18 protein-coding genes are annotated in these 19,133 nt (G+C 49.2%); all 18 read left to right on the top strand.

All coding sequences use genetic code 11. The annotated features are described in order from the left end of the window. Window positions 1-74: 74 nt before the first annotated feature. Window positions 75-2,129 carry an ATP-dependent zinc metalloprotease FtsH gene (gene ftsH / locus ACFORK_RS28125; protein ID WP_379205396.1) on the top strand — a complete coding sequence of 685 codons (2,055 nt, stop codon included), beginning with the start codon at window positions 75-77 and terminating at the stop codon, window positions 2,127-2,129. 230 nt (window positions 2,130-2,359) lie between these two features. Beyond that, window positions 2,360-3,298 (top strand): quinolinate synthase NadA, encoded by a 939-nt coding sequence (nadA, locus tag ACFORK_RS28120; RefSeq protein ID WP_379205395.1) that lies wholly within the window; start codon window positions 2,360-2,362, stop codon window positions 3,296-3,298. 36 nt (window positions 3,299-3,334) lie between these two features. Then, a complete protein-coding gene (gene nadB, locus ACFORK_RS28115; RefSeq protein WP_379205394.1) occupies window positions 3,335-4,951 on the top strand; it encodes an L-aspartate oxidase in 1,617 nt (538 codons plus the stop codon). Continuing rightward, a complete protein-coding gene (nadC, locus tag ACFORK_RS28110) occupies window positions 4,941-5,816 on the top strand; it encodes a carboxylating nicotinate-nucleotide diphosphorylase (RefSeq protein WP_379205393.1) in 876 nt (291 codons plus the stop codon). Before nadB ends, nadC begins: the two co-directional genes overlap by 11 nt. Further along, window positions 5,813-6,580 (top strand): type III pantothenate kinase, encoded by a 768-nt coding sequence (locus ACFORK_RS28105; protein ID WP_379205392.1) that lies wholly within the window; start codon window positions 5,813-5,815, stop codon window positions 6,578-6,580. Before nadC ends, ACFORK_RS28105 begins: the two co-directional genes overlap by 4 nt. A 260-nt stretch (window positions 6,581-6,840) precedes the next feature. Next, window positions 6,841-7,725: an Hsp33 family molecular chaperone HslO gene (hslO, locus tag ACFORK_RS28100; RefSeq protein ID WP_379205391.1), complete on the top strand. Its 885-nt coding sequence runs from the start codon at window positions 6,841-6,843 to the stop codon at window positions 7,723-7,725. Window positions 7,726-7,737: 12 nt separating this feature from the next. Next, complete coding sequence (locus ACFORK_RS28095; RefSeq protein WP_379205390.1) at window positions 7,738-8,679, top strand: peptidylprolyl isomerase; 942 nt, start codon at window positions 7,738-7,740, stop codon at window positions 8,677-8,679. Window positions 8,680-8,767: 88 nt separating this feature from the next. Beyond that, on the top strand, window positions 8,768-9,706 hold the full coding sequence (gene cysK, locus ACFORK_RS28090) for a cysteine synthase A (RefSeq protein ID WP_379205389.1): 939 nt from the start codon (window positions 8,768-8,770) through the stop codon (window positions 9,704-9,706). A gap of 525 nt (window positions 9,707-10,231) precedes the next feature. After that, window positions 10,232-11,848, top strand: coding sequence for an anthranilate synthase component I family protein (locus ACFORK_RS28085; protein ID WP_379205388.1), 1,617 nt, complete (start codon window positions 10,232-10,234; stop codon window positions 11,846-11,848). Beyond that, a complete protein-coding gene (pabA, locus tag ACFORK_RS28080) occupies window positions 11,845-12,426 on the top strand; it encodes an aminodeoxychorismate/anthranilate synthase component II (RefSeq protein ID WP_379205386.1) in 582 nt (193 codons plus the stop codon). Before ACFORK_RS28085 ends, pabA begins: the two co-directional genes overlap by 4 nt. Then, window positions 12,423-13,304, top strand: a complete 882-nt coding sequence (gene pabC, locus ACFORK_RS28075; protein ID WP_379205384.1) for an aminodeoxychorismate lyase — start codon at window positions 12,423-12,425, stop codon at window positions 13,302-13,304. The genes pabA and pabC overlap by 4 nt, the downstream gene beginning before the upstream one ends. After that, window positions 13,301-14,158, top strand: coding sequence for a dihydropteroate synthase (gene folP, locus ACFORK_RS28070; protein ID WP_379205382.1), 858 nt, complete (start codon window positions 13,301-13,303; stop codon window positions 14,156-14,158). Before pabC ends, folP begins: the two co-directional genes overlap by 4 nt. A gap of 26 nt (window positions 14,159-14,184) precedes the next feature. After that, window positions 14,185-14,547, top strand: coding sequence for a dihydroneopterin aldolase (gene folB / locus ACFORK_RS28065; RefSeq protein ID WP_379205380.1), 363 nt, complete (start codon window positions 14,185-14,187; stop codon window positions 14,545-14,547). 11 nt (window positions 14,548-14,558) lie between these two features. Then, window positions 14,559-15,107 (top strand): 2-amino-4-hydroxy-6-hydroxymethyldihydropteridine diphosphokinase, encoded by a 549-nt coding sequence (gene folK, locus ACFORK_RS28060; RefSeq protein WP_379205431.1) that lies wholly within the window; start codon window positions 14,559-14,561, stop codon window positions 15,105-15,107. Continuing rightward, entirely contained in the window at window positions 15,059-15,265 is a 207-nt protein-coding gene (locus tag ACFORK_RS28055) for a helix-turn-helix domain-containing protein (protein WP_379205377.1), read from the top strand. The genes folK and ACFORK_RS28055 overlap by 49 nt, the downstream gene beginning before the upstream one ends. A 26-nt stretch (window positions 15,266-15,291) precedes the next feature. Beyond that, complete coding sequence (dusB, locus tag ACFORK_RS28050; protein ID WP_379205375.1) at window positions 15,292-16,314, top strand: tRNA dihydrouridine synthase DusB; 1,023 nt, start codon at window positions 15,292-15,294, stop codon at window positions 16,312-16,314. Between the two features lie 202 nt (window positions 16,315-16,516). Beyond that, on the top strand, window positions 16,517-16,996 hold the full coding sequence (gene greA / locus ACFORK_RS28045) for a transcription elongation factor GreA (protein ID WP_175370191.1): 480 nt from the start codon (window positions 16,517-16,519) through the stop codon (window positions 16,994-16,996). Window positions 16,997-17,239: 243 nt separating this feature from the next. Beyond that, the gene (gene lysS, locus ACFORK_RS28040) at window positions 17,240-18,760 is read left to right on the top strand and encodes a lysine--tRNA ligase (RefSeq protein WP_379205372.1); all 1,521 of its coding nucleotides are present in this window, start codon (window positions 17,240-17,242) and stop codon (window positions 18,758-18,760) included. Window positions 18,761-19,133 lie beyond the last annotated feature (373 nt).

Below are 19,133 nucleotides of genomic sequence, written 5' to 3'. Positions count from 1 at the left end.
CAGGACTTCCCTTATTTGAGGTGTCCCGACAGGCTATGGTACAATAACTTGAGTGTTGTGAGAGGAGGTAGGGGATGAATCGGTTCATCCGGAATTCTGGTTTTTATTTGATTTTATTTTTAGTCGTGGTGGGTATTGTCCAGTTTGTAAGCAATGGAAATGAATCCGCCGATTTCCCTAGATATGACCAGTTAAGACAGGAAATCAAGAGCGATAATGTGAAGAGTGTGACGGTTCAGTTTGAAGGCAACGCGTTCCTGGTTACAGGTGAGTATAAAGAGCTGCCAGCAGACAAAAAGTCCAAAAGCTTCTCCACATATATCCCTCCTACAGATTCTGCTCTTAACGAATTGGTTAAGGCCAGTGATGAGCACGGCGTACAATATGAGCAGAAGAAGATGCAAGGCGACAGCATTTGGCTGACATTCCTCTCCTCCATTATCCCGCTGGTTATTATGTTCATCCTGTTCTTCTTCCTGTTCAATCAGGCGCAGGGTGGCGGCGGCAAGGTTATGAATTTCGGCAAGAGCAAAGCCCGGTTATATAATGAAGAGAAGAAGCGTGTTACTTTCGAGGATGTAGCTGGTGCCGATGAGGAGAAACAAGAGCTCGTCGAAGTCGTGGAATTCCTCAAAGATCCGCGCAAATTCGCGGCTGTTGGCGCTCGGATTCCTAAAGGCGTACTGCTTGTAGGTCCTCCGGGAACAGGTAAAACACTACTTGCTCGTGCCGTAGCCGGTGAAGCTGGCGTACCGTTCTTCAGTATCTCCGGTTCCGACTTCGTAGAAATGTTCGTCGGTGTCGGTGCTTCCCGTGTTCGTGACTTGTTCGAAAATGCTAAGAAGAATGCTCCATGTATCATCTTTATCGATGAGATCGACGCAGTCGGACGTCAGCGTGGCGCTGGACTTGGCGGCGGACATGATGAGCGTGAACAAACACTCAACCAGTTGCTCGTTGAAATGGACGGTTTCGGCGGCAACGAAGGTATTATCATTGTAGCGGCAACTAACCGCGCAGACATTCTTGACCCAGCCTTGCTTCGTCCGGGACGTTTTGACCGTCAAATTACGGTTGACCGCCCTGATGTGAAAGGCCGTGAAGCGGTACTGAAAGTTCACTCCCGCAACAAGCCGTTGACGAAGGATGTTAAGCTGGATGTAATCGCCAAGCGTACAACTGGATTCACCGGTGCAGATCTGGAGAACCTTCTGAACGAAGCAGCCTTGCTCGCTGCTCGCCGCAACCGTAAGGACATCTCCATGCGCGAGGTGGATGAAGCGATTGACCGCGTGATCGTGGGTACGGAGAAGCGCAGCCGTGTCATCAGCGACCGCGAGAAACGCATTGTGGCTTACCACGAAGCAGGTCATACCATTGCTGGTTACTTCTTGGAGCATGCCGACATGGTGCATAAGGTAACGATTATCCCGCGCGGACGCGCTGGTGGATATGTCATTATGCTTCCTAAGGAAGACCGGATGCTTGCAACCAAGCAGGAATTGCTTGATAGAGTTACGGGACTCCTTGGTGGCCGTGTTGCCGAAGAAATGTTCATCGGCGAAATCGGTACGGGCGCATACAGTGACTTCCAGCAAGCTACGTCTATTGTTCGCAGCATGATTATGGAGTACGGTATGTCTGATAAGCTGGGACCTCTGCAGTTCGGAACCTCCCAAGGTCAAGTATTCCTGGGTCGTGATATCGGACATGAGCAGAATTATAGTGATTCCATCGCTTATGAGATTGATCAAGAAATGCAGAACTTTATCCGCACGTGCTACGAGCGTTGTAGAGAACTGTTGACCAAGTATTCCAAGGAAATGCACCTTATTGCCAACACTTTGCTTGAGAAGGAAACACTGGAGCTCGATCAGATCAAAGAACTGATCGAGCAGGGTTACCTGTCTGAAGATGGCAAGCCGGAGGAATCTGAAGGGGTTGTCCATGAAGGTGGAGAGCCAGTGATCGATTCTATCGGAGATGTGCGTGTGCGTATTCAAGGCAAGCCTGAGGATACTCAGTCCACAACACCGGATCTGGCCAAGGATATCCCGAACAATCCGGGATCCGAAGGAAACAATGGCTCGGACGACAGTAATAATGGCGGCGGCGGAACACCTTCCTAAGTCGTGATTGGATAACATTCGCAGGGCCTAATCCGGAGAACATTCGTGTTCTCCGGATTTTTTGTGTTAGGATTGTATAAAATCCAATCTCTGTTTCGTATAACGGTTACATTGACAGGGGCTGGAACGTTGTGTACATTAGTGATTAATATTACTTACTTTTTATAGGGTCCAATTTGACATGAACGCGCCGGCCTCAAGCCGCGAAGACATAAGGGGGAGAACAGACCGTGGAAGCTCTGGCGCTGGAGCGCAAGCAGGAACAGAATCGTGAACTTCGTATACGTCTCGAACAGCTTAAGAAAGAACGAAACGCAATCATTTTGGCTCATTACTATCAACGGGATGAAATTCAGGAGGTTGCTGATTTCCGGGGTGACTCGTTTTTGCTAGCTCAAAAGGCAGCGGAGACTGATGCAGAAGTGATCGTGTTCTGTGGTGTGCATTTCATGGGGGAAAGTGCCAAAATTTTGGCGCCTAACAAGACAGTAATCATTCCTGACGAACGCGCCGGTTGCCCCATGGCTGATATGGTCAATGTGGAAGGCCTTCGCAAGCTAAAGGCACAACACCCGAATGCTAAAGTCGTTACTTATATCAATTCGTCGGCTGAAATTAAGGCAGAGACGGATATTTGCTGTACCTCCGCGAATGCGGTGAAGGTTATTGAATCGCTGGACGCCGAAGAAATTATTTGGGTACCGGATAAGAACCTCGGACAATATGTTCAAGACCAAACCGGCAAGAAGCTGATCATTTGGGAAGGCTACTGCAACACCCACGACATGTTGACCGTCAAGGATGTAGTGGAGATGAAAGCCAAGTACCCTGATGCGGAGTTCGTGGTCCACCCGGAATGTCGCCCTGAAGTTGTAGCCATGGGGGATTATGTCGGTAGCACCACCTCGATTCTGGAATACTGCCGCAAGTCGGATCGCAAGCAGTTTATTGTCGGCACTGAAGATGGTACCGGATATCAGCTTCGCAAGGATAGCCCGGATAAAGAGTTCCATTTTGCCACAAAATTTCTCGTGTGCCCTAATATGAAGGTGAATAATCTCAAAAAATTGGTGAAGGCCCTGGAAACGATGAAACCGCAAATTTACGTTCCACCCGCTATCGCCGACAAAGCCAGAACTTCCTTAGAGCGCATGCTACTAGTCAAGTAGCATGCGCTACTCTTTCGTTGAAACAGGTGAGCGGTCATGATTCCACAATATTTGGTTGATTTTGATCTCCGGGATATTCCGACTGTAAAAACGGATTGCATCGTCATAGGCTCCGGGATTGCCGGATTATTCACAGCAATTAAAGCCGGTGAAGACCGGCGTGTCATTGTGATTACTAAGAAATCGCTGATGGAGAGTAATACCCGCTATGCACAGGGGGGGATTGCTGCAGTTATTTCAGAAGATGATTCCCCGGCCTACCATCGCCAAGACACGCTAATGGCGGGAGTAGGCCTCTGCTCTTCTGCTGCTGTGGATGCCCTCGTCAATGAGGGGCCAGAGGGTGTGCATGAGTTGATTCGACTGGGTACATTATTCGATAAGGAAGATGGTGTTCTGGCGCTGACCCAGGAAGGGGCGCACAGCCACCGTCGCATTCTTCATGCCAACGGCGATGCTACTGGTTATGAGATTGTAAGGGCTTTGGGCCAGCAAGTGGCGGAGCATAACAATATTGAGGTATGGGATGATCATTATGTCATAGATCTCATTACTGAGGGCGGAGAATGTGTTGGCGTACTGTTGCAGCAGCCAGATGGCGGAAAGTTATTTCTGCAGGGAGACGCAACAATACTGTGTTCCGGCGGGGGCGGCCAGTTATTCCGTTATACGACCAACCCTGAGGTTGCTACCGGTGACGGTGTAGCGATTGCATATCGGGCAGGCGCGCACATTCGAGATATGGAATTCATCCAGTTTCATCCTACAGCGCTTAGTTATCCAGGTGCTCCTCGCTTCCTGATCTCTGAAGCGGTGCGTGGGGAAGGTGCGGTACTGCGTAATATCAACGGTGAGCGTTTCATGGAACGGTATCATGAATTGCTAGAGCTGGCACCACGCGATATTGTTGCCCGGGCGATTGTAAGTGAGATGGAGTTAACTAAATCGACTTTTGTCTATTTGGATATTACCCATGAATCGCCAGAGAAGGTGAAGCATCGTTTTCCGACCATATATGAGACTTGCATGAGCTACGGACTGGATATTACCTCAGATTGGATTCCGGTGGCTCCGGCTGCGCATTATATGATGGGGGGCATTAAGACCGATCTGAACGGGGAAAGTAATATTTCCCGCCTGTTTGCCTGTGGTGAAGTGTCCTCTACAGGTGTGCATGGAGCGAATCGCCTGGCGAGCAATTCTTTGTCCGAAGCAGTTGTATTCGGCCAGCGGATTATTGACAGGATTCACGAGCTGCCACCTTTGGGGCGTGATGTGAATGCCGTTAGTATCCAGGAAGGGCGTACAGAAGCATCTACTCAGGCTATCGTGGAACGTCGTTTGAAGCTGCAGAAGGTGATGGTTCGCTATGTCGGGCTGCGGCGTAATGAGGAGATGCTATCTAAGGGGTTGGAAGAGCTGAAGCGGCAGGTGCCGATCTTTGGGGCATCACTATCTAAGCGTGAGGAATACGAGTTCGCCAACATGCTGACCTGCTGCTTGCTGATCACGGAGTCGGCGCTTGCCCGGCAGGAAAGCCGCGGAGCGCATTACCGTGAGGATTATCCGCAGCGTAATGATGAGGAGTGGCGCAAACACCTGCTCCAGACTCGTGAGCTGGGAATAGTGGAGGAATTAAGCGATGATGTTTAACGGATATAATGAAGAACTGGTACAGTCCATCAAGTCATGGCTGCGTGAAGATGTGGGTTCGGGTGATATTACTACTCAGACTACAATTCCTGTCGGTCATGAATCGAAGGGTATAATACATGCCAAGGAGAGCGGCATCATTTGTGGCTTGCCTGTGGCGGAACTGGTATTCGAGGTCGTAGACCCGTCACTGACGTTTACTACCCATGTTCAGGAGGGTCAAAGGCTAGAGAAGGGCGCTGTAATCGCCGAGGTAGAGGGTAGCACACACGCTATCCTGACCGGTGAACGACTCGCGCTTAACTTGATGCAGCGGTTATCGGGAGTGGCTACACGCACGTCTTCTTTTGTACAGGAGCTTGAAGGCCTGCCAACCCGCCTTGTCGATACTCGTAAGACCACTCCGGGCCACCGGATGCTGGAGAAATACGCAGTCCGTGTAGGCGGAGGAGCGAACCACCGTTTTGGGTTGTATGATGCGGTGATGATTAAAGACAACCATATTAAAGGTGCTGGCGGAATCCGGCAGGCAGTCAGTCGTGCAAGAAATAATATTCCGCATACGATGACCATCGAGGTCGAGACAGAGAACCTGGAGCAGGTGGAAGAAGCACTGGCGGCTGGCGCCGATATCATTATGCTGGATAACATGTCTACAGACATGATGAAGGAAGCCGTAGCCAGAATTAAAGCGAAAGCACCGCATGTGAGAACTGAAGCCTCCGGCAATGTGTCACTAGAGACAGTACGGGCAATGGCCGAGACGGGTGTTGACGTAATTTCGGTTGGTCGCTTAACGTACTCTTTTTCCTCGCTGGATATCAGCCTGGACCTTAACGCCAAGAAGGAGGGTCCTGTCTCATGATGCTGGCAGTTGATATCGGTAATACTAATATTGTTCTCGGTATATATAAAAAGCGCGAGCTACTGCATCACTTTCGGCTGAGCACTGCTCGTCAATCAACGGTGGACGAATATGGTGTACTGATACACAATTTGTTTCAAATGTCGAATATCTCGGTCAAGGATGTAGAGGGCGTCATTATATCCTCTGTAGTGCCTCCGCTGGTTCAGACAATCGTTGATATGTGTGTAAAATATATCGGTAAAGACCCCCTGCTGGTGGGACCGGGAATTAAGACAGGACTTAATCTACGGTATGAGAACCCCCGTGAAGTAGGCGCAGACCGGATTGTGAATGCTGTTGCAGCTATTGAACAATACAAATGTCCGCTCGTGGTTGTCGATTTCGGGACTGCGACCACATTTGATTGCATCGATGGAGATGCCAATTATCTTGGCGGAGCCATTGTCCCTGGCCTTGGCATCTCTACTGAAGCGCTGTATCAGCGAGCTTCCAAGCTGCCGCGCATCGAACTGGAGAAGCCGAAAAAAGTGATTGGACGCAATACGGTTCATGCCATGCAGGCCGGAATCATTTTTGGTTATGCGGGTCAGGTTGAAGGGATTGTAAAACGTATCAAAATCGAAATGAATGCGCCGGAATTAAAGGTCATTGCAACGGGTGGGCTGGCCCCGCTTATCGCTGGAGAGACGGAGTGCATCGACGAGATTAATCCGTTGCTCACGCTTGAAGGCCTGCGTATTGTTTACGAACGTAATAAATAAGATTGCCCAGAGAGGCTATATAGACGAACAAAAGAAAGCAACAAAAGCGAGAAGGAACGAAGGGGAAGTTTGGAACTGTAGGAGCGTAGCGCTCGCCTTTGTCGCCAGATTTCAACCGCTAGAAGCGGTTTAATCGAGGAAATCTGGGGACAACAGCGACCGGAAGTCCAAACATTCACCGTAGTGACGACTGAGCCTTACGTTCGAATCTAAAGTTTGTTTATATAGTCAGAATAAATGATAGGAGGAGTATGCACCCAATGGAAAATAAAAAGGATCGGCTTGTCCGGGGAACGGCTTTTAACGGGAAAGTAAGAGCATTTGCGGTCCGTACGACAGAATTGGTCGAAGAGCTGCGACGTAGACATGATACATTTCCGGTGGCTACAGCCGCTCTGGGGCGCACCGTTACTGCTGCGGCCATGATGGGAGCCATGCTCAAGGGCCAGGAGAGACTTAATATCAATGTTAAAGGTAATGGGCCAATCGGTCGGGTATTGGCAGAGTCCAACGCACTGGGAGAAGTTCGAGGATATGTGCACAATCCTCACGTCCATCTGCCGAGCAACAGTTTAGGCAAACTCGATGTGGCGGGTGCTGTCGGCACTGAAGGATTCATTGAGGTCATCAAAGATTTGGGATTGAAAGAGCCATACGTTGGCAGTGTGCCGATTATCTCCGGAGAACTTGGTGATGACTTTACTTATTACTTCGCGGTTTCCGAGCAAACACCAGCGGCTGTAGGCTTGGGCGTATTAGTAGATACGGATAACTCAGTCATTGTGGCCGGAGGTTTCATCATTCAACTGCTTCCAGGTCTTACGGATGCCGAAATCACGGAGATTGAGCAAAAGCTAGGGGCTACACCTTCCGTTACCTCCCTGCTGGAACAGGGTTTGGAACCAGAGGAAATGATGCGTTGGCTTTTGCCTGATGCTGTGGTGCTGGATGAACTGGATATTCATTTTGCCTGCCAGTGTTCACGTGAACGGGTGGAGCAGACCCTGATCAGTCTGGGACAGCATGAACTGGAGCGTCTGATTGAAGAGGATGAGCAGGCTGAAGTAGTATGCCATTTCTGTAACGAAGCTTATCAATTTAACAAAGAAGAAATGCAGGCGATCCTGGATCAAGCGACATCGTAGGGCCGGCAGATAATGACAAGACAGGAACGCGCTTTGCGCAATGCCGTTGTTCTATTAGCTGCTGCGACCTTGGTATGCGGAGGGCTGCTAATCTGGAGTCTGCGTGCCATGGCCGTTCTTGAGGGAAACGAAGCGGATTCGGAATCGCCAGATGTTGCTGCGGCGGGTGGACAAGAGATCACCGAACAGCAATGGATTGCTGAGTTAAAAAAGAAACACGGCGACGAAGTGTTATTGGAAATGATTAATCACATCGTTGTCGGCAAAGAAGCGCAGACCCTGGGAATCCGGGTGACCGATACGGAAGTTAAGCGGGAACTGGAGCGCATCATAGCCGGTTATCCATCTGAAGAACAGTACTATGCTCAAATGCAATCTGAGCTGGGACTATCTCGGAATGAGGTGCTTGAAGAGACAGTGTACCGGCTGACGCTTCAGGCCGTAGCCACCGTTGGAATATCCATTAAGGATTCCGACGTTGACAGTTATCTGGAACAGAACGAAGATCGCTATCGTCCCAAGAAGGAAATGCAACTCTCTATGATTGAAGTGTCGACCTATAAGAAGGCACAGCGGGTCATGGACCGTTTGGAGAAGGGTGATGACTTCGCCGTTTTGGCGAAGGATTTGTCTATTAACGAAGAGAGCCGCTCGCGAGGCGGAAATCTGGGAACCGTAGAGGAAGATGATCCTTTCTGGCCGAAGGAACTGCTGAGTACAGCGGCAGGACTGGATATCGGGGACATTGCCGGTCCGCTTCAGACGGATGCGGGGTATGCTGTAATCCGGTTGGAACATAAAATTGAACGCCCGGTACCCGATACAGAAGAGATACGGTCACAAGTTCGTCAGGAACTGGCTTTAGAGCAGGCGCCACCCCTACAGCAGGTGGAAAGCGATCTGCGCATCAAATATGAAACTTTAATAAATATTGACAATAGTCTGGAACATTGATAATATGAGATTATTGAAAACCTACTGATTTAGTCGGAAATAATTCATTGTACTAATATTCATTTACATTCCAAGGAGGTTTTTGCTCATGGCTAAAGTCGTCAACAATGTTACAGAACTTATCGGAGGAACTCCACTAGTTCGTCTGAACCGCATTGTACCAGAAGGAGCAGCTGAGATCTATGTGAAGCTGGAATATCAGAACCCGGGCTCTAGTGTAAAGGACCGCATTGCAATCAGCATTGTGGAAGAGGCTGAGAAGGAAGGCCGTCTGAAACCGGGTGACACCATTGTGGAGGCGACCAGCGGTAACACTGGTATCGGTCTGGCTCTTGTGGCTGCTGCCAAAGGGTACAAGGTTGTTATTGTGATGCCTGAAACCATGAGCTTGGAGCGTCGGAACCTGCTGCGTGCTTACGGAGCGGAACTGGTGCTGACTCCGGGAGCAGAAGGTATGAATGGTGCGGTTAAGAAGGCAGAAGAGATTCTGGCTGAGAACCCAAGCTATTTTATTGCTGAGCAATTCAAGAACAAAGCAAATGTGAAGATTCACCGTGAAACTACAGGACCTGAGATCGTGGAAGCGATCGAGTCTATCGGTGGACCGCTGGATGCATTTGTTGCAGGGATTGGAACTGGCGGTACCATCACTGGTGCTGGCGAAGTTCTGAAGAGCCAATATCCAGGTGTGAAAGTTTACGCGGTAGAACCTGCAGCTTCCCCTATTCTGGCTGGCGGCAAACCAGGTCCACACAAGATCCAAGGGATCGGTGCGAACTTCATTCCTGAAATCCTCAACCAGGATGTATATGATGAAATCATTCATGTTGAGAATGAAGAAGCCTTCGAAACTGCACGTCGTGTAGCGAAGGAAGAAGGCATTCTGTCCGGTATTTCTTCCGGTGCAGCGGTATTTGCTGCGATCAAGGTCGCTAAAGAACTGGGTCCTGGTAAAAAAGTAGTTGCTGTGATCCCAAGTAACGGCGAACGTTACCTGAGCACACCGCTCTATAACTTCGAAGTTTAATTAGCTGCGTCTGTGCGGACGCTTCAGAGCCTTCGTCCCACCATTTGGTGGTGGCGAAGGCTTTTTAACGTTTTAATACGATTATTATCTGGTCATTTATGCCACGCACTAATTAATTTCTCGTATATAGCATGCATTTGGTAGAGTTATTTTGCTGTGTGGTCTTTTCAAAAGGGCCGAATGTACAGTATACTGACAGGCAATATACCGATAATTAATAATGATTATAAGAAGTAATGCTCACAAAACTTAAGTAGATGCTTACGAAGTAAGTTTTGTTACGTAGAAAGTTCAATGGAGTAATGCTCACAAAACTTAAGTAGATGCTTACGAAGCGAGTTTTGTTACGTAGTGAAATCAAAGAAGCGAAGCTTCACAAAACTAAGAGGATGCTTACGAAGTAAGTTTTGTTACGTAGAAATTTCAGTAAAGTAAAGCTTCACAAAACTTAAGTAGATGCTTACGAAGCAAGTTTTGTTGCGTAGTGAAATCAAAGAAGCGAAGCTTCACAAAACTTTTAGGAGGATGGCTTTGGAGATCTTAACGACACGGCAGTGGTGGGAGCAGTGGGCGAATGAAGGCTGGAGCACCCTGCCATTACTTATACAATCACAACAACAGTCCGGTGGTTTGCCTGCCTCTTGGAAGGCTGCATGGGAATTGGCATCTCCATATTCTGTCCTGCTGGAAAGCGGTAAAGGTGGCAGGTACACCTATCTCGGTCTCAAGCCTGCTTCCGTACTGAAAGGAAAAGGCGATTCCGCCGAAGTGATCGACCCTTTGGCTGGGAATGCCGATTCCGGATCGGATGGCTCGGCGCGACCAGCGGCAGGCTCTCTGGAAGGTCAGCCACTGGAGGTGCTGCAGTCCTGGATGTCAGGCTACACCTCCCCGCGCCTGCCTCTTGAGGAGATTCCACCGTTTTTAGGCGGCTGCCTCGGGTTTCTGGGCTATGATGTCGTTCGTTCGCTGGAACGTCTGCCGTCCTTGGCAGAAGACGATCCCGGGTTCCCCGATTACCTCTTCATGAGAATGGAAGAAGTATGGATTTATGACCATGAAACGGACATGCTCTATTGTGCAGTGCATGTGCCGCTGGCAAAGAAGGATTCGGCCCCGTCAGAAGAATTGGAGCGGCTATATAATGCTGCGCTAGGCCGTGTGGAGGTAATGCTGGCTCAGTGGGCAATGATCACATCGGCAGTGGGATTAATCGATAACAGCGCCGAAGTAGCCAAAATCTATGCCGGTGCCACCGGAGAATGGCCGGGCATGTCTTCGGCCTTTACCAATGAGCAGTTTCAGCAGGCTGTGCTGGACGTTCAGGAATACATCCGCAAGGGCGATGTATTCCAGGTGAACCTGTCGCTGCGTCAGGAAGCAGCGCTGAAATCGCAGCCAGAGGATGTCTACGAGTGGCTGCGCAGACTTAACCCGTCCCCATACATGGGGCTGCTGCGCTCGCCTGGCTTCGCGCTATCCAGCGCTTCGCCGGAGTTGCTTGTCAAGCTGCATGGGGACAACGTTAGCGCACGCCCCATCGCCGGCACCCGGCGGCGTGGGCTGACTCCCGCTGAAGATACCGCCATGGAGGCGGAGCTGCGCGGGAGCGAGAAAGAACGCGCCGAGCACATCATGCTCGTCGATCTGGAACGCAACGACATCGGGCGTGTCGCTGCCTACGGCTCGGTCCATGTGCCCGAGCTGATGACTGTGGAGCGTTACTCCCATGTCATGCACCTGGTCTCGCAGGTGGAAGGTACGATCGCTCCAGGCAAGGATGCCTATGATGTCATCGCCGCCCTCTTCCCGGGTGGTACGATCACTGGCGCCCCCAAGGTGCGCACCATGGAGATCATCGAGGAGTTAGAGCCGGTCCGGCGTGGCCCATATACTGGGTCTATGGGCTGGATTGACTATAACGGCAATATGGAATTAAATATTATTATACGTACACTAGCTGTGCAGAATGGTATCGGATACATTCAGACGGGCGCGGGAATTGTGATCGACTCTGATCCGTACCGTGAATACCGGGAATGTCACAATAAAGCCAAAGCGATAGTCACGGCGGTTCTTTGCAGTGAACACACGCAAGAATTGCAGGCTTCCGGCGGCGCCGAAGGGGGAGCAATATTATGATCTTGGTCATCGACAATTATGATTCCTTTACGTATAACCTGGTACAGTATTTAGGAGAACTGGGCGAAGAGGTGAAGGTATCCCGCAACGACGAGATTAGCATTGAGGAGATTGAAAAGCTGGCTCCAGACCATATTCTGATTTCCCCGGGACCTTGTACTCCAAATGAGGCAGGGATCAGCCTGGAGGTGTTGCAGCATTTCAAGGGGATCATTCCGATTTTCGGAGTGTGTCTGGGTCATCAGGCGATCGGGCAAGCCTTCGGAGGCAATGTCATCCGTGCTGAACGTCTAATGCATGGCAAGACCTCCCCGATTCACCATCACGGGACCTCGGTGTTTGAAGGATTGGAATCGCCCTTCACAGCAACACGTTATCACTCGTTGATCGTAGAGCGGGAGACTCTGCCGGATTGTCTGGAGATTACTGCTGAGACTGAAGAAGGCGAGATCATGGCCCTGCGTCATAAAGAGTATCCAATTGAAGGTGTCCAATTCCATCCAGAATCCATTATTACGGATCATGGTCACACCATGCTGCGCAATTTCCTGAAACGGAGAGCCGGACAATCGGCATGAAATATATAGGGATCAATGACGGCGTATTCGACGCCAAGGAAGCCGTGGTTTCTGTTCTGGATCACGGCTTTTTGTACGGCATAGGGTTGTTCGAGACCTTTCGTACCTATGACGGAGTCCCTTTCCTGCTGGATCGTCACTTAAAGCGGTTGGCGGCGGGGTGCAAGGAGCTTGGCATTCCTTTTGAACAGGAAGAAGGGCGCCTATTGCATTGGATTAAGCGAGTAATGGACAAGAACGGTTTGCAGGAGGCCTATATTCGCTATACAGTAACTGCTGGTGAGGATATTCTGGGGTTGCCCGCGGGAGACTACAGCCAGCCTAATCACCTGCTGTATATCAAGGAATTGCCTAAACGGTCAAATAAGCTCTATACCGCAGGCAAGCCACTGCAATTATTGTCTCACCGCCGGAATACACCGGAGGGGACGCAGCGCTTCAAGTCTTTGCACTATATGAATAATATATTGGCCAAGCGTGAGCTTTCGAAATATGCCTCTTCCACTGAAGGGGCCGAAGGCCTGATGCTTACGGCTGATGGGCACCTGTCTGAGGGGATAGTCAGCAATGTGTTTTTTGTTCATCATAATGTGCTATATACGCCTTCACTCTCTACAGGCATTCTTCCAGGCATTACCCGGGAAATGGTATTGGAACTGGCTTCGAGTGCTGGATTGAGAATTGAGGAAGGACAATATGAATGGGAGCGCCTAAGGACTGCGGACGAGGTCTTTCTGACCAACTCCGTGCAGGAGCTTGTCCCAGTCACTACATTGTGGGAACAAGATGAGCGTTACATCGTTGGCGACGGAAGCTGTGGCGAGATTACTGGACAATTGATCCATTTATACAGGGAAAGAACGGGGGCGAGACAATGAAACCTGTAATTTACAAGCGAACCTACCGTTGTGGCGATACGGAACTGACTTTGGGGCAGCGGACACTGGTCATGGGGATTCTCAATATCACCCCGGATTCTTTCTCCGATGGCGGACTGTGGAATGAGCCGGAGAAGGCGGTTGAGCATGCGTTACGGATGGCTGCTGACGGCGCAGACATTATCGATATTGGTGGAGAGTCAACACGCCCCGGCCATCAGCCGGTTAGTCTGGAAGAAGAGTTGGAGCGGGTCCTCCCGGTTATTGAGAGCATCCATCGTGCGGCGCCCCATCTGCCTTTATCGATAGATACCTATAAGGCTGAAGTGGCCCGTCAGGCACTCCTGGCAGGTGCGCACATCATTAATGATGTATGGGGAGGCAAAGCTGATCCAGCGATGGTGAGTGTAGCCGCAGAGGCAGACTGCCCGATAATTTTGATGCATAACCGTCATGATCGTAATTACACTAACTTCATCACGGATATGTCTGAGGATTTAAAAGAGGTTGTACAGCTCGCTATTCATGCAGGGGTGAAACCGGAACGAATCATTCTCGATCCCGGAATCGGTTTTGCAAAGGATCATGATGAGAACCTGAAAGCAATGATGTCACTAGATACACTGGCCGGACTAGGGTACCCGTTGCTGCTGGGTACTTCGCGCAAAAAATTCATCCGCACCGTGTTAGATCTGCCACCTGATGATGTTTTGGAGGGAACTGCTGCTACGGTAGCTTTTGGAATAGCTCAAGGTTGTCAGTTTGTACGGGTGCATGATGTGTCTCTTATCAAACGTACAGTGAAGATGTGCGATGCCATGCTATATGCTGCACCACCCGTGGTGCAGGAATAATTGATATTTGGAAAGGCGGCTCTCAGATGGATAAAATGAAATTACATCGAATGGAGTACTATGGGTACCACGGAGTTTTCGAGGAAGAACGTAAGTTAGGTCAACGATATTACATTGATCTGGAGTTCGATATTGACCTACAAAATGCAGGTCTAAATGACGATCTCACACAAACAGTGAATTATGCCGAAGTGCATGATTTAGTTAAAAATATTGTCGAAACCAAGTCCTTCAAGCTGATTGAGGCTTTGGGTGAATGTATTGCATCGCATGTACTGGACACTTATACTATTATCAATGCGGTAACGGTCAAAGTTACCAAGCCGCATCCGCCGTTCGACATTCATTTTCAGGGAGTGACCGTAGAGCTGCGCAGAACTAGAAAGTGAGAGTCGAACCAATGAATAACCATTCCACCTCTGAGGAATCAGAGGCTTATATTGCTTTAGGGGCTAATTTGGGTGACCGCGAGGGAACCTTGAAAGAAGCCTTACATCGGCTGGACAGTCATGATGGAATTGAAGTCATTCGTTGTTCAGGCGTGTATGAGACAGAGCCTGTCGGTTATCTCGATCAGCCGCAGTTTTTGAATATGGCAGCTACGCTGCGCACTACCCTTGCTCCGGAGATGTTACTAGACGTCATGTTGGAGATTGAGAATCAACTTGGACGTATCCGCGATATCCTTAATGGTCCGAGAACGGTAGATCTCGATTTGTTGTGGGTAGAAGGACAGACCCTCGATACTCCGAAGCTAACGCTACCCCATCCTCGTATGCTGGAGCGCGCGTTTGTGCTATTTCCATTGAATGACATCGTTCCAGAGCAAGAAGCCTCCGGACTCCGTGCCAGGGTCACAGAAGCGCTCCAAGATGTAGACGGAAAGGAAGGAATTCGGCTGTGGACAACAAGCGTATGGGAAGGCGGGTCAGGGCATTCCGTAAGCTGAAGGGTTATACTCAACAGGAATTAGCCGATAGTACGGGAATATCCTTGGCTGTGCTTGGCGCAGTCGAGCGTGGGAATAGACGATTAGAAGATCAAATTTTAAATAAAATTGCTGATGTTTTAGAGGTCACAGTTCAAGAATTGTCTGACCCTTCGTAACTCCATAGAAGGAAGGAGTGAAAGAAATGTTGAAGATTGGCGGCATCGAGATGAAGAACCAAGTTGTTCTGGCACCGATGGCCGGCGTATGTAACCCTGCTTTTCGTCTGATTGCCAAGGAATTTGGTACGGGACTGGTGTGTGCGGAGATGGTTAGTGATAAGGCGATCATCCACGGCAATAAGCGGACGCGTGAAATGCTGTTCGTAGACGAGCGCGAGAAACCGCTGAGTCTGCAGATTGTTGGTGGTGACCGTACTTCACTGGTGGAAGCGGCTAAAGTGGTGGACAAGGAAACCAATGCCGATATTATCGACATTAACATGGGCTGTCCTGTTCCGAAAGTAACCAAGTGTGATGCAGGTGCTCGTTGGCTGCTGAACCCGGATAAAATCTACGAGATGGTATCCGCGGTTGTAGAGGTCGTGGAGAAGCCGGTTACAGTTAAAATGCGGATCGGCTGGGATAGCGAGCATATTTTTGTCGAAGAAAATGCGCGTGCCGTGGAACGGGCTGGAGGTCAAGCAGTTAGCGTGCATGGTCGCACTCGGGAACAGCTCTATACTGGACGTGCAGACTGGAACTATATCAAAATGGCCAAAGAAGCTGTGTCAATTCCCGTAATCGGTAACGGTGACGTAAACACGCCGGAGGATGCCCGGGCTATGCTGGATCAAACCGGATGTGATGGTGTTATGATCGGCCGCGGAGCGCTAGGTAATCCATGGATGCTCTATCGTACTATTCAGTATTTGAGTACCGGTGAGCTGATGTCTGAGCCAGGACCAGAAGAGAAGATCAAAGTAGCTATTCTGCATATGGACCGTCTGATCGCTCTCAAAGGTGAGGCTGTAGCTGTACGTGAAATGCGTAAGCATCTTGCCTGGTACTTGAAGGGTTTGAAGGCTGCTGCACGGGTGAAGGATGTCATTATGGAAGAGACGAAACGCGATGAAATGGTGAAGATTTTGAATGATTTTGTCGATCGGTTGCAATATGAGGGAGATAACAGCGGCCCGGGCACGGAAGTGACTCTTTCCGCAGTGTAACCGCTCTTCCGCGAGCATGATTTGAATACCCACAACATTATATGTGCCATCATTGACATTTTGTAGCGGTTCCAATATAATTTCTCAGTATAAAATCGCCGTTACAGTTAGATCAATGCAGCAAGGAGGGTTCTTAACCCTTCAGATTCGCATATAGTTATGGTGTTTTCAATAAATGTATACGACAGGAGAATCGGTTGAGATGAGCGATAAAGAAGTCATCCTTACCCCGGACGGACTGAAGCGTCTGGAAGAAGAGCTAGAGAACCTCAAATCCGTGAAACGCCGCGAAGTGGCCGAACGGATCAAAGTGGCCATTGGCTACGGAGATATCAGCGAGAACTCGGAGTACGAAGACGCGAAGAACGAGCAGGCCTTTATCGAAGGACGTATCATCACTTTGGAGAAAATGCTTCGCAACGCGCGTATTATCAATAGCGACGAGATCGTTACAGATGTTGTAAGCATTGGCGTTACCGTAAGTGTAGAGGATATGGAGTATGGTGATGTAATGGAATATACAATCGTCGGCACGGCTGAATCCGATCCGCTCAATAACAAGATTTCTAACGAAAGCCCTGTGGGCAAAGCCATCATCGGCAAGAAGCAAGGCACTATTGTGGATGTAAGTGTACCTGCAGGCGTTATTCAATATAAAATTCTTGATATCCGAATGAAGTAAGCACGGACGCTTGCCGTCTGACATAGCATTGCTGTGGCACACACTGGTTTGGCTGAACCGGGCTGCAGACGCGGGGACATGTTTGGGAAAGCTTCCTTAGGGAAGCTTTTTTCAACATTAACCGGCAATATAGAACCACATATGGTTTCCTAAGCTGGAACGGGACTGTCCTCACAAGGCTGAAGGGCGGCGCCGTTTCTTCTTGCGTATATGACATTAATGAGTTTAGAGGGGATGAAAGGCATGACTGAAGAATTGCACAACGATGAGATTCAGGAGAATGAGCTTAGCGAGCTGTTGCAGATCCGCCGGGCCAAATTGGACGAGCTACGGGGACTGGGAATCGATCCTTTCGGTAAAAAGTACGAGCGTAACGCCAATGCAGGTGATCTGCTGAAAGAGTACGATAGCTTTACACAGGAAGAGCTTGAGGAGAAGGATGTCCAAGTCAGTGTAGCTGGTCGTATTATGGGTAAACGCAAGATGGGGAAAGCTAGCTTTGCTCATATTCAGGATCTTTCCGGCAAAATCCAGATCTATGTTCGTCAGGATAGTATTCCTGAGGCTCAATATGCAGCATTCAATATTCTGGATCTCGGCGACATTATTGGTATAAAAGGTACCGTGTTCAAGACTAAAACAGGCGAGACCTCTATTAAGGTGAAGGACCTTGAAGTCTTATCGAAGTCCCTGTTGCCATTACCTGAGAAATATCATGGTCTGAAAGATGTAGAACTGCGCTACCGCCAGCGTTATGTCGACCTGATCATTAACCCGGAAGTTCAACAGACTTTCATTGCCCGTTCTAAAATCATTCAATCTATGCGTCGTTATCTCGATTCGCTCGGATATCTTGAAGTCGAAACGCCGACACTTCATGCTATTGCTGGTGGTGCCGCTGCTCGTCCTTTCATTACTCACCATAATACGCTCGACATGCAGCTTTACATGCGGATCGCTATTGAACTGCATCTGAAGCGCCTAATTGTCGGTGGTTTGGAAAAAGTATATGAGATTGGCCGTGTATACCGTAACGAAGGTATCTCTACGCGTCACAACCCGGAATTCACGATGATTGAGCTGTACGAAGCATATGCGGACTACAAGGATATTATGAACCTGACGGAGAACCTGATTGCTCATATCGCACAAGAGGTACTTGGTACTCAGAAGGTTAACTACCAAGGGCAAGAAGTAGATCTGTCCCCTGGCTGGCGCCGTGTCTCCATGGTGGACGCTGTTAAAGAAGTTACTGGTGTTGACTTTGGTGTGCAAATGACTGACGAGGAAGCTCAACAATTGGCCAAGGAGCACCGTGTGCCTGTTGAGAAGCATATGACCTTCGGACATATCCTTAATGCGTTCTTTGAGCAATTTGTAGAAGAAACGCTAATTCAGCCTACTTTTGTTATGGGGCATCCAGTAGAGATTTCTCCTCTGGCGAAGAAAAATGATGTCGATCCGCGCTTTACGGATCGGTTTGAGTTGTTCATCGTTGCTCGTGAGCATGCCAATGCTTTCAGCGAGCTGAATGATCCGATTGATCAGCGCCAGCGGTTTGAAGCGCAGCTTCAAGAGAAGGAGCAAGGCAATGACGAGGCGCATGAGATGGATGATGACTTCATCCGTGCGTTGGAGCACGGAATGCCGCCTACCGGTGGACTGGGCATTGGTGTAGACCGTCTGATTATGCTTCTGACCGATTCTGCATCCATTCGTGATGTGTTGTTGTTCCCACATATGCGTAACCGTACTGCGGAGTAAGTGCAGTTTTAGTAATAGGTATAGCAACAAGAGCCAAGAGGACCTCTAAAGAGGGTTCTTCTTGGCTTTTGTTCTAATGAATCAATTTAATTTAAAAAAAGACTTGCAATGAGTTGCTATACATGGTATATTCTAATTCCGGCCAAGAAATAACAATGCCGAGCTCGAAAATGAAGTTCGAAAAAAGAAATTCAAAAAAGAGCTTGACATTAAAACGCCGGACATGATATAGTATAAGAGTTGCTGCTGAGACATTGGGCGGACAACGAGAACAGCTTGATCTTTGAAAACTGAACAACGAGTGAGTATCGAATTCACGCAAGTGAGTTCACAAATGAGAATTTAATTCTCGTCAGATGTTTCAAAATGAGCA

Source organism: Paenibacillus sp. GCM10012306 (genome assembly GCF_042649265.1).
GTDB lineage: Bacteria > Bacillota > Bacilli > Paenibacillales > Paenibacillaceae > Paenibacillus_AQ.
This window is presented reverse-complemented; position numbering and strand designations above follow the sequence as displayed.

Excerpts from the sequence above, each read along its gene's own strand:
- ftsH (WP_379205396.1), top strand. The coding sequence starts at position 75 with ATGAATCGGTTCATCCGGAATTCTGGTTTTTATTTGATTTTATTTTTA.
- nadB (WP_379205394.1), top strand. The coding sequence starts at position 3,335 with ATGATTCCACAATATTTGGTTGATTTTGATCTCCGGGATATTCCGACT.
- nadC (WP_379205393.1), top strand. The coding sequence starts at position 4,941 with ATGATGTTTAACGGATATAATGAAGAACTGGTACAGTCCATCAAGTCA.
- ACFORK_RS28105 (WP_379205392.1), top strand. The coding sequence starts at position 5,813 with ATGATGCTGGCAGTTGATATCGGTAATACTAATATTGTTCTCGGTATA.
- hslO (WP_379205391.1), top strand. The coding sequence starts at position 6,841 with ATGGAAAATAAAAAGGATCGGCTTGTCCGGGGAACGGCTTTTAACGGG.
- ACFORK_RS28095 (WP_379205390.1), top strand. The coding sequence starts at position 7,738 with ATGACAAGACAGGAACGCGCTTTGCGCAATGCCGTTGTTCTATTAGCT.
- cysK (WP_379205389.1), top strand. The coding sequence starts at position 8,768 with ATGGCTAAAGTCGTCAACAATGTTACAGAACTTATCGGAGGAACTCCA.
- ACFORK_RS28085 (WP_379205388.1), top strand. The coding sequence starts at position 10,232 with ATGGCTTTGGAGATCTTAACGACACGGCAGTGGTGGGAGCAGTGGGCG.
- pabA (WP_379205386.1), top strand. The coding sequence starts at position 11,845 with ATGATCTTGGTCATCGACAATTATGATTCCTTTACGTATAACCTGGTA.
- pabC (WP_379205384.1), top strand. The coding sequence starts at position 12,423 with ATGAAATATATAGGGATCAATGACGGCGTATTCGACGCCAAGGAAGCC.
- folP (WP_379205382.1), top strand. The coding sequence starts at position 13,301 with ATGAAACCTGTAATTTACAAGCGAACCTACCGTTGTGGCGATACGGAA.
- folB (WP_379205380.1), top strand. The coding sequence starts at position 14,185 with ATGGATAAAATGAAATTACATCGAATGGAGTACTATGGGTACCACGGA.
- folK (WP_379205431.1), top strand. The coding sequence starts at position 14,559 with ATGAATAACCATTCCACCTCTGAGGAATCAGAGGCTTATATTGCTTTA.
- dusB (WP_379205375.1), top strand. The coding sequence starts at position 15,292 with ATGTTGAAGATTGGCGGCATCGAGATGAAGAACCAAGTTGTTCTGGCA.
- greA (WP_175370191.1), top strand. The coding sequence starts at position 16,517 with ATGAGCGATAAAGAAGTCATCCTTACCCCGGACGGACTGAAGCGTCTG.
- lysS (WP_379205372.1), top strand. The coding sequence starts at position 17,240 with ATGACTGAAGAATTGCACAACGATGAGATTCAGGAGAATGAGCTTAGC.